General features: G+C 52.4%; 13 protein-coding genes and 1 tRNA gene. All 14 read left to right on the forward strand.

Features of this window, described 5'->3' with window-relative positions:
- Positions 1–29 precede the first annotated feature (29 nt).
- The 14 genes from leuC (at position 30) to rsfS (ending at position 13,582) form a co-directional block, all read left to right on the forward strand.
- A complete protein-coding gene (leuC, locus tag EFB02_RS02395) occupies positions 30–1,457 on the forward strand; it encodes a 3-isopropylmalate dehydratase large subunit (protein WP_122820011.1) in 1,428 nt (475 codons plus the stop codon).
- Between the two features lie 3 nt (positions 1,458–1,460).
- Complete coding sequence (gene leuD / locus EFB02_RS02400; RefSeq protein ID WP_122820012.1) at positions 1,461–2,123, forward strand: 3-isopropylmalate dehydratase small subunit; 663 nt, start codon at positions 1,461–1,463, stop codon at positions 2,121–2,123.
- A gap of 179 nt (positions 2,124–2,302) precedes the next feature.
- Positions 2,303–3,622 carry a UDP-N-acetylglucosamine 1-carboxyvinyltransferase gene (murA, locus tag EFB02_RS02405; RefSeq protein ID WP_122820013.1) on the forward strand — a complete coding sequence of 440 codons (1,320 nt, stop codon included), beginning with the start codon at positions 2,303–2,305 and terminating at the stop codon, positions 3,620–3,622.
- A 9-nt stretch (positions 3,623–3,631) separates the two neighbouring features.
- Positions 3,632–4,486 carry a lysophospholipid acyltransferase family protein gene (locus tag EFB02_RS02410; protein ID WP_122820014.1) on the forward strand — a complete coding sequence of 285 codons (855 nt, stop codon included), beginning with the start codon at positions 3,632–3,634 and terminating at the stop codon, positions 4,484–4,486.
- Positions 4,487–4,492: 6 nt separating this feature from the next.
- Positions 4,493–5,518, forward strand: coding sequence for an NAD(P)H-dependent glycerol-3-phosphate dehydrogenase (locus EFB02_RS02415; protein ID WP_122820015.1), 1,026 nt, complete (start codon positions 4,493–4,495; stop codon positions 5,516–5,518).
- A 12-nt stretch (positions 5,519–5,530) separates the two neighbouring features.
- Entirely contained in the window at positions 5,531–6,658 is a 1,128-nt protein-coding gene (locus EFB02_RS02420; RefSeq protein WP_122820016.1) for a D-alanine--D-alanine ligase family protein, read from the forward strand.
- A gap of 65 nt (positions 6,659–6,723) precedes the next feature.
- Positions 6,724–7,638 (forward strand): ATP-grasp domain-containing protein, encoded by a 915-nt coding sequence (locus tag EFB02_RS02425; RefSeq protein WP_122820017.1) that lies wholly within the window; start codon positions 6,724–6,726, stop codon positions 7,636–7,638.
- Between the two features lie 123 nt (positions 7,639–7,761).
- A tRNA-His gene (locus EFB02_RS02430) sits at positions 7,762–7,837 on the forward strand.
- Between the two features lie 203 nt (positions 7,838–8,040).
- Positions 8,041–8,361: a 50S ribosomal protein L21 gene (gene rplU, locus EFB02_RS02435; RefSeq protein ID WP_122820626.1), complete on the forward strand. Its 321-nt coding sequence runs from the start codon at positions 8,041–8,043 to the stop codon at positions 8,359–8,361.
- A 24-nt stretch (positions 8,362–8,385) separates the two neighbouring features.
- Positions 8,386–8,637: a 50S ribosomal protein L27 gene (gene rpmA, locus EFB02_RS02440; protein ID WP_122820018.1), complete on the forward strand. Its 252-nt coding sequence runs from the start codon at positions 8,386–8,388 to the stop codon at positions 8,635–8,637.
- Positions 8,638–8,749: 112 nt separating this feature from the next.
- On the forward strand, positions 8,750–10,270 hold the full coding sequence (obgE, locus tag EFB02_RS02445; protein ID WP_122820019.1) for a GTPase ObgE: 1,521 nt from the start codon (positions 8,750–8,752) through the stop codon (positions 10,268–10,270).
- Positions 10,271–10,412: 142 nt separating this feature from the next.
- A complete protein-coding gene (gene nadD, locus EFB02_RS02450) occupies positions 10,413–11,033 on the forward strand; it encodes a nicotinate-nucleotide adenylyltransferase (protein ID WP_122820020.1) in 621 nt (206 codons plus the stop codon).
- On the forward strand, positions 11,030–13,117 hold the full coding sequence (locus tag EFB02_RS02455) for a hypothetical protein (protein ID WP_122820021.1): 2,088 nt from the start codon (positions 11,030–11,032) through the stop codon (positions 13,115–13,117). The genes nadD and EFB02_RS02455 overlap by 4 nt, the downstream gene beginning before the upstream one ends.
- A gap of 9 nt (positions 13,118–13,126) precedes the next feature.
- Positions 13,127–13,582 (forward strand): ribosome silencing factor, encoded by a 456-nt coding sequence (gene rsfS, locus EFB02_RS02460; RefSeq protein ID WP_122820022.1) that lies wholly within the window; start codon positions 13,127–13,129, stop codon positions 13,580–13,582.
- The last annotated feature ends 1 nt before the right edge of the window (position 13,583 follow it).

The following is a 13,583-nucleotide window of genomic DNA, read 5'->3' on the forward strand; positions in this document are numbered from 1 at the left end:
TCACGGGACATAAATTCTAGGAGGTGCGTATGGCTAAGACCTTGGCGGAAAAAGTTTGGGCTGCTCACGTGGTTAAACCTGGCGAAAATGGGGCACCTGATCTGCTTTATATTGACCTCCATTTATGTCATGAAGTAACCAGTCCCCAGGCCTTCGCCGGACTGCGGATGGCGGGGCGAAAAGTGCGGCGTCCCGACCTGACTATTGCCACCGAGGATCACAATACCCCCACGGTGGATATTGATTTGCCAATCAAAGACCAGACTTCTGCTACTCAGATTCATACCTTGCGGGAAAACGCGGAAGAATTCGGAATCCGTCTACACTCCCTGGGGGATGCCGACCAGGGGATCGTACATGTGGTCGGCCCGCAACTAGGTCTCACCCAGCCAGGAATGACGATCGTATGTGGTGACTCCCACACCTCCACTCATGGAGCTTTCGGAGCATTAGCGTTTGGGATTGGCACCTCCCAGGTTGAGCAGGTACTGGCCACGCAAACACTAGCGCTAAAACCTTTTAAGACCATGGCAGTTAACATCCCTGGGAAACTGCGTCCGGGAGTTTCTGCGAAAGATATTATTTTGGCGATCATTGCCGAAATCGGTACCGGTGGTGGGCAAGGGTACGTAATCGAATACCGTGGGGAAGCTATCGAAAACCTCTCTATGGAGGGGCGGATGACGATTTGTAATATGTCGATTGAGGCCGGTGCGCGGGCAGGGATGATTGCCCCTGACCAGATCACGTTTGACTATATTAAGGGGCGTCCTCATGCCCCTAATGGTGAGCAGTGGGAAAACGCCGTGCGTTACTGGCAAAGTCTGCGCAGTGATCAGGACGCTAAATTTGATCGGGAAGTCACGATTCCCGCCGAAAGTATCGAACCTTTCGTCACCTGGGGTACTAACCCGGGGCAAGGGGTAGCGCTCAGCGGGAAAGTACCCGCCCCAGAACAGATGCGTACCGATAGTGAACAAGATGCCGCTCGGCGCGCCCTCGAATATATGGGGCTAACCCCCGGTACTCCGATGCGTGACATTAAGGTAGACACGGTGTTTATAGGTTCGTGCACCAATGGGCGAATCGAGGATTTACGTACGGTAGCCCAAGTGTGGAAAGGACGTAAAAAAGCGGAGGACGTGCGGGTATTGGTAGTTCCCGGTTCAGCGCGGGTGCGGCTACAGGCTGAGGCCGAGGGGCTGGATAAAATCTTTACTAATTTTGGGGCGCAGTGGCGTAACGCTGGCTGCTCAATGTGTTTGGGGATGAATCCGGACAAACTGGCGGAGAAAGAACGGTCGGCCTCCACTTCGAATCGTAACTTTGAGGGACGGCAAGGAAAGAATTCGCGTACCCACCTGGTATCACCTGCGATTGCCGCTGCCACCGCGGTTACTGGAAAACTAACTAGTCCCTCGGATTTACCATTTGTTGCGATTAGGAAAGAGGTATGAACGATGAAAAAGTTTATTTCTCATACCGGTATAGGGGTGCCGCTACAGCGTTCAAATGTAGATACTGACCAGATTATTCCCGCCGTTTATCTAAAACGGGTTACCAAATCTGGGTTCGAGGATGGACTATTTGCGGCTTGGCGGCAAGATAAAAACTTTATCCTAAATCGCGCCCCCTATAAATACGGATCAATTCTGGTAGCCGGCCCTGATTTTGGTACCGGTTCTAGCCGAGAACACGCAGTTTGGGCATTGCGGGACTATGGATTCAAAGTGGTTTTAGCACCCAAATTTGCCGATATTTTCCGCGGAAATTGCGAAAAAGACGGGATGGTAGCGGGAGTGATTTCCCCCGAGGACTGCCAGACCTTATGGAAAATGTTAGAGGTAGAACCGGGAAGAGAAGTGACTGTTGACTTGGAAAATAAGTTGGTCACTTGCGGTTCCTTTATCTGTAGCTTCCAAATCGATGACTATACTCGCTGGCGTTTGCTGGAGGGGTTAGACGATATAGATTTAACTTTGCGAGATGAGGATGCTATTAGCGCTTTTGAGCAGGCAAGACCAGATTTCATGCCCCGTACTCTGCCGGCTAAGCATCTTCCCCCGGCCGAGGTAGTTTCTGCCCGGGAAGTTCCTCTCGGGATCCCTCAGATCAAGCGGTGATAGATTCGTAAGCTAAATCCTGCTCCTTTCCGGTAGGCTTTTCCGGTGTATAGCCTCGCCACTGCTCGATTTTTCTTGCAAACATCCTTGTTAACACGATATTTTTCCCAGGTTTCTACTTGGAGTTGCGTAGGCAGGTAGACTGGGGACACTGGGAAAAGCGGAAAGGGAAGTAACACGTGGAGCCGGTTCTAGAAGTGCAAGGCGGACACCCGCTGACAGGCCGAATTAAGGTGCGGGGGGCAAAGAATTTTGTGCCCAAAGCCATGGTAGCGGCGCTGTTGGGGAAAACTCCTTCCGTGTTGAAAAATGTGCCCCTGATTCGGGATGTGGATATCGTTTGTGGTCTGCTGGAATTACATGGGGTGGTCACCGAATATGATTCTGCGAGCGGTCAGCTGTATATTGACCCCTCTAATGTCGAGGCGGCTCAGGTGGCCAGTATTGATACCTTGGCAGGTTCTTCGCGAATCCCGATCCTGTTTTGCGGGCCGCTCTTGCACCGGCTAGGAGAAGCGATCATACCTGACCTGGGTGGTTGTGTAATCGGAACTCGACCTATTGATTTTCACCTGTCAATTCTGCGCTCGTTCGGGGCGCAAGTAGACAAGTTGGGATCCGGTATCCATATAGCAGCCCCGCAAGGTTTGCGGGGCGCAGTGATCGAACTGCCTTACCCCTCGGTGGGGGCAACCGAACAGACCTTACTGGCGGGGGTACAAGCCGAGGGAATCACGGAGTTGCGGGGCGCCGCCATTGAACCGGAAATTATGGATTTGATTAATGTACTACAAAAGATGGGTGCCATCATTAGCGTAGACACTGATCGTACGATTCAGATTGAGGGTGTCGAAAACCTAGAAGGTTTCACGCACACCTCCCTCGCAGATCGCATAGAAGCGGCCTCCTGGGGATCAGCCGCCCTAGCCACCCACGGCGATATTTTTGTGGAGGGCGCCTCCCAGCCGGAAATGATTACCTTCCTAAATGTTTTCCGCAAGGTGGGGGGAGCCTTCTCGGTGGAACCAGAGGGGATTCGTTTCTATCACCCTGGTGGGGAATTAAAACCGATTGTGCTAGAAACCAATGTGCACCCCGGTTTCATGACTGATTGGCAACAACCCTTAGTGGTAGCACTCACCCAGGCCAACGGTCTGTCAATCGTGCATGAAACCGTTTACGAACAGCGATTTGGATTTACCACCGCGCTCAATAAAATGGGGGCGCAAATCCAGCTGTATCGGGAATGCCTAACCGGACTGGCTTGCCGATTCGGGCAAAGAAATTACTACCATTCGGCAGCAATTTCGGGGCCGACCCGGTTGCATGGTGCCGATATAACCATCCCTGATTTGCGGGGAGGGTTCTCTCATTTGATAGCGGCGTTATCTGCCGAAGGAAAATCTACCGTGCGGGGAATCGATATGATTAGCCGCGGCTATGAACATTTCCTTACTAAATTGGGAGCATTGGGCGCACAGGTCAAGCTGGAGAAATAAGGGGTAAACATGGCCGGCAAATTTTCTCGCTTCTATAAGTTTTGTGTACGTGTGGCGCGTATACCGGTAGGAGCGGTTACTCGCCGACATTGGGAGGGGCAAGAAAATCTACCCCAAGAGGGTGGGTTTGTGGCGGTAGTTAACCATATTTCCGAGTTTGACTCCATGACCATGATGCATTTTATGACCAGTGCGGGATACCCGGTGCGGATTCTTTGCAAAGAAGAACTTTTCAGAGTTCCGATTTTAGGGTCAATTATGCGATCCTGCGGGCAGATTCCGGTTTACCGAGATTCCAGCCACTCTCGGGATGCGCTAGCGCCGGCAATCGAGGGTTTGCAGGCTGGCGAGTGCATAACCGTTTACGGCGAGGGAACGCTGACTCGTGATCCTGACTTTTGGCCGATGCGGATGAAAACTGGAGCGGCGCGAATGGCCTTGCGTGCACGGGTACCTTTGGTGCCGGTAGTGCAGTGGGGGGCGCAAGATGTGTTGGATCGTTACGTTCGCCGTCCCGACCTGAAGGGCAAAAAAGACGTGTGGGTGCGGGCGTTGCCCGCTGTAGATTTGTCTGATCTATATGATCGGGTTGATGACCCCGAAGTCTGGTATCAGGCCACCCAAAGAATAGAAGCGGCAATCTGTCGGGGGGTCGAAGAAATTCGGGGCGAGAAAATGCCGCACCGTCCTCTCGATCGAAAATCTGTTCAGATACCCTCAAAGAAACAATTAGCGGCAGCGGCGAAGGCTTGGCGAGCAGATCATCCCCAAAAACTGGTTTCTGCACGTTCGCTCGGAGAACTGGATCCCTATCTTAAAGGTGGTTTTACCGGAACTAGCCCTGAGCCCCAGCAAGAGGGGTAGAGGGTTATGGCCGCCTCTTCTGTTCGTAAAGTAGCTGTGCTCGGCGCTGGAGCTTGGGGAACCGTATTTGCGCAGATCCTAGCCGATGCTGGCAATCAGGTGCGAATTTGGGCGCGGCGTGCTGAACTTGCCGAACAGATTAACGCAGGCGAAAATCCGCGCTATGTGCCGGGAATAAAACTTCATGGAATCAGCGCTGCCAGCGACTTGGAGTGGGTATGCGAAGGCGCCGGAATGGTGGTGGTTTCCATTCCCTCAAACGGGGTTCGTGCCTTGCTCGAGCAGGTTTGTGACTTCATACCCCTAAACGCTACCGTAATATCCCTGGTCAAGGGGTTAGAGGCGGGAACCTTGAAAATGATGACGGAAGTTATCTCGGAGGCCGGACGGATACATCCTTCCCGGATAGTCGCGGTCTCGGGGCCAAATCTTTCCGGCGAGATTGCCCGGCATGAACCCACGGGAGCGGCAGTGGCTGGGCAAGACTCATGGCGTGCGGGGTTAGTGGCCTCCCGTATACACACCCACTATTTCCGACCCTATGTGGCCGAAGATGTAGTAGGAGTAGAAATCGGCGGGGTAGTAAAAAACATTATCGCTATGGCAGTGGGGGCTGCTGACGGGTTAGGGCTGGGAGTTAACTCCCGCTCTTTCTTGATTACCCGCGGGTTGGCGGAAATGGTACGCCTCGGGGTGGCGATGGGAGCCAAATCGGATACTTTCCTGGGGTTAGCGGGACTTGGCGATCTGGTGGCAACTTGTTCTTCCCCCTCCTCCCGTAATTTTGCGTTTGGTTATCGCCTGGGACAGGGGATGGATATTTCTCAGGCGCTGGAGGCATCGGCGGGCACGGTCGAGGGGGCGCGCTCCTGTCCGGTAGTACGTGATTTGGCGCATAAGAAAGGCGTGTCGATGCCTATTAATTCCGCTGCCTATCGGGTGATTAGCGGTAAACAGACTTTAGAAGAAGCATTAGTATCTTTGAGTACGGGGCCACGGGTAACTGAGGGTCCTAGCGCGCGAATGGTATAGAGAGGGCAGGTCATGGAGTCGAGTAAAAACGTTAAACCTCGGGTATTAGTTCTATTCGGGGGAGAATCGGGGGAGCATGGGATTTCCTGTGCTACCGCTGCTGGGGTAGTGGAGGCGATAAACCATGACCGTTACGAGGTAGTGACCGTAGGGATCACTCAGCAAGGTCAATGGGTGCCGGTAGATTTCAGTTCCAATCAGTTTCAGATATCGGAAGACGGGGTAGCAGAAGTTCCTTCCGCCAACCGGCAGCTATTCCTATCTCCTGGGGATGGTCACGTGGTGAGCCTGCCAACTCTGCTGGGGTCAGAGTTTTCCCTAAGTGATCTCGGCAGTTTCGATGTGGTTTTTCCCCTGTTGCATGGACCTTTCGGAGAAGATGGGACTGTGCAGGGGCTACTAGAGATGATGCACATGCCCTATGTGGGTTGCGGTGTGCTCGCTTCGGCTGCTGCCATGGATAAACCCACCACCAAAATACTTTTGCATGAGGCTAATCTACCGGCAGGAAGATGGGAAACCGTGACTGCAGGTCAGTGGCGTAAAGATCCCTGCGCGGTATTGGAACGCCTAAACAGCTTGGGGATGCCGGTCTTCGTAAAACCGGCTCGTGCCGGCTCTTCTCTAGGGATTACCAAGGTGAGCTCTACGGCCGATATAGAAGCAGCGATTGTCAAGGCACAGGCCGTTGATCCGCGGGTGATTGTGGAACAAGAACTTACTGGTTTCGAGGTGGAATGCGCAGTGTTGCAGGGAGCAGATGGGGGTATTCGTACCACCGAGCCAGGGCGAATTGCTATGCGTGATGACGTGGAGTTTTACGATTATAAAACTAAATATTTCGGGGAAGATACCGTCAGTTTAGAGATCCCAGCGAAGATACCTGAACGCTTAGCTACGCAGGTACGCGAGATTGCCGCTCAGGCCTTCGAGGCATTGGGATGCGAAGGGCTGGCGCGGGTGGATTTCTTCGTAGACCCAGAAAAAGATTCAGTGGTGATTAACGAGGTTAACACCATGCCGGGGTTTACCCCGTTTTCTATGTATCCCAAGTTGTGGGAACATATGGGTATTGGCTATTCCCAGCTTATGCAGGAATTGATCTCCCAGGCGTTGGCGCGTCCGCTGGGGTTGAGATAGTTAACACCGGACACATACTCATTTCCTAAGCTACAACGGAAAATAAAACACATAAGGTTGGAGATATGGCGAAGAAACGCGTGACCTTAGTAACTTGTGCGCAGTACCCAAACTTATCCGAGGACGAGGATGGGTTAGTTGATGAATTGAATGCTCGCGGTGTAGATGCGCGCATCGCGATCTGGAACGATCCACAGGTGGATTGGGAGGAAGCTGGAGTATGTGTAATTCGTTCGGTGCGCGATTATGCTACTCATCGGGATGAGTTTGTCCAATGGGCTCATCAGGTTCCACGTTTATTAAATCCGGCAGATGTGACCGAGTGGGCTACCGATAAACACTACCTGCTGCAACTGGAACAACGGGGAGTTCCGGTAATTCCGACGACCTGGTTACAACCGGAGCAAAATCTTAATAAGCATCAGGTACATACTCGTTTTCCCGCCTTCGGTGAGTTCGTGGTGAAACCGGCAGTCTCCTCGGGAGGGCGCGAAATGGGACGCTACGATGCCAATAGCGGGACGGCGCGAATGGCAGCAGTGACCCACGCCTACCGCCTGCTGCAAGAGGGAAGAGCTGTTATGGTGCAGCGTTACCTGTCGGAAGTTGATGAGCATGGTGAGTATTCCCTGGTTTATATGAATGGAGTTTTATCGCACTCGGTAGAAAAAGCCGCAATGCTCACCAATCCGAATACCACCGAATTGCAGGCTGAAGAGGAAGTAACCGGTAACCGCCAGCCAAAATCAGAAGAGTGGATTTTCGGGGAAAAAGTACGTTCCGCGATTCACTCGATGATTAAAGATCGCTTGGGTCATGACCAGCATTTGCTATTCTTGCGGGTAGATATGGTTCCTGATGGTAAGGGCTCCTTCTATCTGATGGAGGTCTCTCCAGTAGATGGTTCCCTTTATCTACGTACGCACCCAGAGGGGATTCGTACTTTTGCTGATGCGATTTGTAACCGCGTTTTTTGGTAAATACTCCACATTTACCTGCAGTAATATCAGGTGTGAGCGGATACATAGGCCAGCTTAGTGGCAAAAATTTCACCTGGAGCCTTTGGTTAGATAAAGTGGGTAAGCGTCGCTATGCGATAGATGGTGGCTGTAGTTCAGTTGGTAGAACGCCTGGTTGTGGTCCAGGAGGTCGCGGGTTCGAGCCCCGTCAGCCACCCCATACGGCAAGTGAATTGCAACTTGCCGCGGTGGTAGTTCAAATAATTCCTTGGGCTTGCGGTGGCAGATAACACACTGCTTGGACAGGGAATTTGTTTGATAAACGCCGCTGGTATCGACTAGCCTAGTTAGTCGGTGCTGGTTGTTTGGAAGGCCGGCTGGGTTCGGTATTCCGGATGAAAGAAAATGTACGTGACTAAGGAAATGAGCAGCAAAGTGGTCTACGCGATCGTCAAGGCGGGCGGACGGCAAGAAAAGGTCTCCGTCGGGGATGTAGTCGTCGTCGACAAGCTGGCAGCAGAGGTTGGCGATACTGTCGATTTCAAGCCAGTGATGGTAGTTGACGGTGACAAGGTCACCTCCGACGCCGCTGATCTAGAGAAAATTAAGGTAACGGCAGAAGTTTTGGAACAGACCAAAGGACCGAAGATTCGGATCCTGAAGTTTAAGAATAAGACTGGTTACACTCGCCGTATGGGCCACCGCGCTAAGCTGACCCAGGTAAAGATCACCAAGATCGCCTAACCTCAGGCAAGAAAGGAAAAGAAAATGGCACATAAGAAAGGGCTGGGTTCCTCTTCTAACGGCCGTGACTCTAACCCGCAATACCTGGGAATCAAGCGTTACGGTGGGGAAAGCGTTAACGCCGGAGAAATCCTGGTTCGTCAGCGGGGCAGCAAATACCACCCGGGAACCAACGTGGGAATGGGTAAGGATGATACCCTCTTTGCTTTGGCAGCCGGATCGGTGGAGTTTGGTCGCAAACGCGGTCGTAAAGTCGTAAATGTAGTTTCGGCTTAACACGAAGTTAATAGCTTAGAGGTAGCGGGGTCGCCAAGCGACCCCGCTACACTTATATAGCAGCAGGTGTGCAGCTGATATTGGCTTTAAAGCTGGGGACTAAGGAGTGATTATGGCCAGTTTTGTGGATCGAGTAAAAATCGATGTTACTGCCGGAAACGGAGGTAATGGCTGCGTCAGCGTCCGACGTGAGAAATACAAGCCGCTGGGTGGACCTGACGGGGGAGATGGAGGCCGTGGCGGCAGTGTGTTCCTGGAGGTTGATCCACAGACACACACTCTGCTTGACTATCACCATTTACCGCATCGCAAAGCCACTAATGGGACTCCTGGAATGGGAGACAATCGCGAGGGCGCAAACGGCGAAGATCTGGTGTTACCGGTTCCGCCTGGGACTGTGGTTAAAGCTGAAGATGGTGAAATCCTAGCCGATCTGCAGGGAGCTGGTTCCCGCCTAGAAGTTGCGCGCGGAGGAACCGGCGGGAAAGGTAATGCCGCATTGGCTACCAGAAAACGTAAAGCCCCCGGTTTTGCTCTTTTAGGTGAGGAAGGAGAATCTCGCGTCCTCATCCTGGAGATAAAATCAGTGGCCGATGTGGGGTTAGTTGGATTTCCCTCCTCCGGTAAATCTTCCCTAATTGGAGCGATCTCTGAAGCTAAACCGAAGATTGCGGATTACCCGTTCACGACCTTGGTGCCAAATCTGGGAGTGGTACAAGCCGGCGATGAGCGGTTTACGGTCGCCGATGTGCCGGGGCTGATACCCGGAGCTTCCCAAGGTAAAGGGCTGGGGCTGGATTTTCTCCGCCATATTGAACGGTGCGCGGTGATTGCACACGTGGTGGACTGTGCAAATATGGAAGCTGACCGTAACCCCGTTGACGATATTAAAGCTTTGGAAACCGAGCTGGCAGCCTATGAAAGTGACTTGGATGAAGTCTCTGGTTATATTCCTTTAGCTGATCGTCCCCGGGTAATCATTCTAAATAAGATGGACATTCCTGATGCTTTAGAAATGGCAAAAATACAAGCAAAACAGCTGGCAAAGTTTGGCTGGCCGATGTATGCGGTTTCCGCGGTCAGCGGAAGAGGACTCGAATCCTTGATATTTGCCCTGGCAGAAATGGTTATGAAGCTGCGTGCGCAAGAGCCCGAAACCGAAGCTCAACCCTTGCAGGTACTGCGACCGCCAGCCGTAGGGGAATCTGGTTTTACGGTCACACCCCAAAAAACCGGGCAAGGACTCGTATATCAAGTGCGGGGAGATAAACCGGAACGCTGGGTTAAACAAACTGATTTCTCTAATGATGAGGCGATAGGGTTCCTTGCAGACAGGCTTTACACACTGGGAGTGGAAACCGAATTAATGAAAATCGGTGCAACCACTGGTGATACCGTGGTAATCGGAGAAATGGAAGGCGGAGTAATCTTCGACTTTGAGCCTTTGCAGTCAGCTGGTGCCGAATTATTGGGGGCGCGGGGACAGGATCTACGTCTTTCCGGATCTGGGAGGCGCACTAACCAGGAACGACGCGAGCAATATCATCAGATGATGGATGGGAAAGAGGAAGCTCGTCAGAATCTACGGGCGGAGGCAGCGGCAGGGCTATGGACGGATCCTTCTGCAGACTAGAGGGATCTTTCTAAGTGAGATGTTCTGCGGACAATAGTTTTACTTAAGTCACGAAGTGGGTAGATGGATATTAGGGTTAGCTCGCCTTTGCTAGGATTGTAGCTACCGACCTAGCGGATAAGCTGGTAAGAAGGGAAACTTAATGACGGTAGGCGTCGGCGTCGATGGCAGGCGCATTGGAGTAATGGGGGGAACCTTCGACCCTATTCATAATGGTCACTTGGTGGCTGCTTCCGAGGTGCAGCATCGCTACTGTCTGGATGAAGTAATTTTCGTACCTACTGCGACTCAGCCGTTTAAGAGAGGACGGCGAGTCACCATACCGGAGCATCGCTATTTGATGACTTCTATTGCTACCGCTTCTAACCCGCGTTTTACGGTTTCGCGGGTGGATATTGAAAGAGGGGAAACTACCTACACGGTGGATACTCTGCGTGATTTGAAACGGGAAAGGCCTGGTTGTCACCTGTTTTTTATTACCGGAGCCGATGCGTTGCGTCAAATCATGAATTGGAAAAACGCTGATGAGCTGTTTCGTTTAGCACGATTTGTGGGGGTAACCCGTCCTGGTCACCGTTGGGGGAATACTGATAAGTTACCTACCGAACGCGTGTCGTTGTTGGAGGTACCTGCCATGGCAATTTCTTCTACCGATATTCGTCACCGGGTGGCCTCTGCGGCTCCGATCTGGTACTTAACCCCAGATGGGGTAGTGCAATATATTGCCAAATATGGTCTTTATCGAGAGGATGTTCAGCAATGAGTGAATCAGGCTTACCCTCCCGCTCCCTAGATCAGCAAGCGTATTCACCGATATCCAGATATGGGCAGATTTCTATTTCCCAACAGCTGGCACGTCTCGAAGAGATTCGTACGGGGGGACATCGTCCTAGTTATCGTCCAGCACCTTCCTCTCCAGAGTCTCAATGGGGACAGATTCAAGAGGGGTTTAGCCAGGTCGAGAGCGATTTATCTTGGCAGTTGCGACAGATTTCCTCCGAGGAACCCAGTCATCCCCGCCGCCCCCTCAGTCCCGATCAAGAAGGGCGTAGCTGGGTGCAGGAATATCGCGAGAAGCAGCGGATGCGTAAAGTTGCTCAGGAAGCGCGAGCACAGGCTGAGGCAGATTTGCAGCGACTACTGAAAGAACGCGAGGAAGCGCAGGCGCGGGCTCAGGAGCAGGAACGTTTGGCTGCTGAGGCAGCGGAACGTTTACGCAAGTTAGAGGAGGCTGAGCAAGAGACGTTGCGTGCTGCCGTTAGACAACAGCAACGCCGAGAACAGCAACTATTAAATGACCAGTTGGCGGCAGCAAAAAGTGAAGCCGAAAAGATGGCGGAACTATTGGAATCTTTCAAAAATCCTCCGGCGATCCCGAGTGCTCCTGATGATTCCGATTCCTCCAATCAGGTGACACCAGCAGTACCGGTGGTGCAGATATCTGCTAAAGGCCAGGGAAAGGTAGAACCGGTTGTAGCACCAGACATGCCGCTACCTGTAGCTTCGGAGCAACACTTGGGAGTTGCCCCACAGCTGCAAACGGTTATGGGGGATTCTCTAATGCCTTCCCGGGTCTTTGCTGATAAGCAAAGACTTTCTGGACAGGATGCAACCTCTAAATCTGCTATTAGCAGTGATCGTGCTCAGTCTGATGTAGTGGTCGAGAGCATACCCGATGGGGACGCTACCCAACCGATTAGAGTAAGTCCTATTGATTCTTTAGCTGATGCGGCTGATGATCGCGCTTTGGCAGATCAGCTAGCGTTGGCCTCTGGAAGCCAACCTATTTCTTCGCGGAAATCTACATCCACAGTAACGCCCGCCCTAGCAGTATCTACCAAACCGGTTGTTAGCAATCCATCTGCGCAGTATGCGGTGCACGGAGAGCGGGAATCCTTGCTAAGGGGAAATGATCAGCAATACCCTGCTGGTTTAGTGGATACGGTTAAACCTCCGTTGCAACCAGCTAGTGTAGCCACCAAGGCCAATGCATCTGCGGGAGTGGTGGCTAAAGGAGAAAGCGCAGAAGGTGCCCCCGTAAGCACCGCTGCAGCCCGAGCGGGATCAGCTGTCGAGTTATTCCAGCAGGTTTTGGCGCAAACTCGACAGGGACAGACTAGGGTTAGTGCTCCCGCGGGTACAGCTACAGTTAGTGCCACTAAGAATTCGGCGGTACCGCACGGTGACCAGATTTCTCCTCGTCCAGCTCCTGCGCCTCCGGTTACCAGTGTGCGCCAATCTCCGGGGGCTAGTTTTTCACCTCCCTCCGCGCATACAGCGCCAATAATGCCGCCGCTATCTGCGCAGATTCCAGTTGCTGAGCAGACTGTTTCGTTAACTCAAAACACTTTACTGGCAGATCCTGGCATGGCTGCAACTACGCCCACTAACCGGCAGTTGTCACCCGATCCTACGGGGGTTCCGGTGGTTTCAGTACCTGCGCAGGAAGCCATATCCCCTCGGGTAGCCACCTCTGCACCAGTAAGTCCTACAGCGCCCTCGACGAGCGAGAAAATCGCTCCCCCACCTACTTTAGAGAGGGAAGAATCTTCAGAAAGGGAAAACTCTCGGTGGTGGCAGCGGAAGCGTAAAGCAAAAAAAGCTGAGGCCCCGGAGCAGGAAGACACTCACTACGGGGCGTCACTTGAGTACCGTGAAGACCAGGACGAGGAAGAACCGTTGACATTTATTCAAACGTTCTGGCGTTGGACATTGCGACTGTCAATTTTGCTGATTATCGCTTTGGGAATGGTGTTGACTATGGATCGTCCGGTTATTTCTCAGACAATGGGGCAGGATACGGTGCAACCCGGTATCGTAGATGAGGTAAGAGTTTTACAGATATAGGAGTTATTCTTGGTCGATAAGCCTGACCCGCGCCAATTAGCAGAGATAGCTGCCAAAGCCGCTGCCAGTAAACTGGCGACTGATGTGGTAGCCATTGATGTCCATGCGCAAACCATTATCACTGATATTTTCTTGATCTGTTCTGGGGATAATCCACGGCAGGTGCGGGCGATCATGAATGAGATTGACCATGCCTGCCACGATAACGGTGCCGCCCCGAAGACAATCGAAGGTAATGACGAGTTCCGCTGGGTACTAATGGAATTGCCGGGGGTAATCGTCCATATTTTTCTGGATGAAGAGCGTGAATACTACGGTTTGGAACGCCTGTGGAATGACTGTCCGCGAATCGATTTACCAGATTTGGAGGAGGCTGCACGAGCCGGGAGGGCGCAGGAATATTCTCAGGATGAACTGAAGGACGCGCAGCAAGACGCTGAAAATTTGATTGTCGGTTTAGATTAGG

It is taken from the genome of Varibaculum vaginae, assembly GCF_900604285.1.
Classification (GTDB): Bacteria; Actinomycetota; Actinomycetes; order Actinomycetales; family Actinomycetaceae; genus Varibaculum; species Varibaculum vaginae.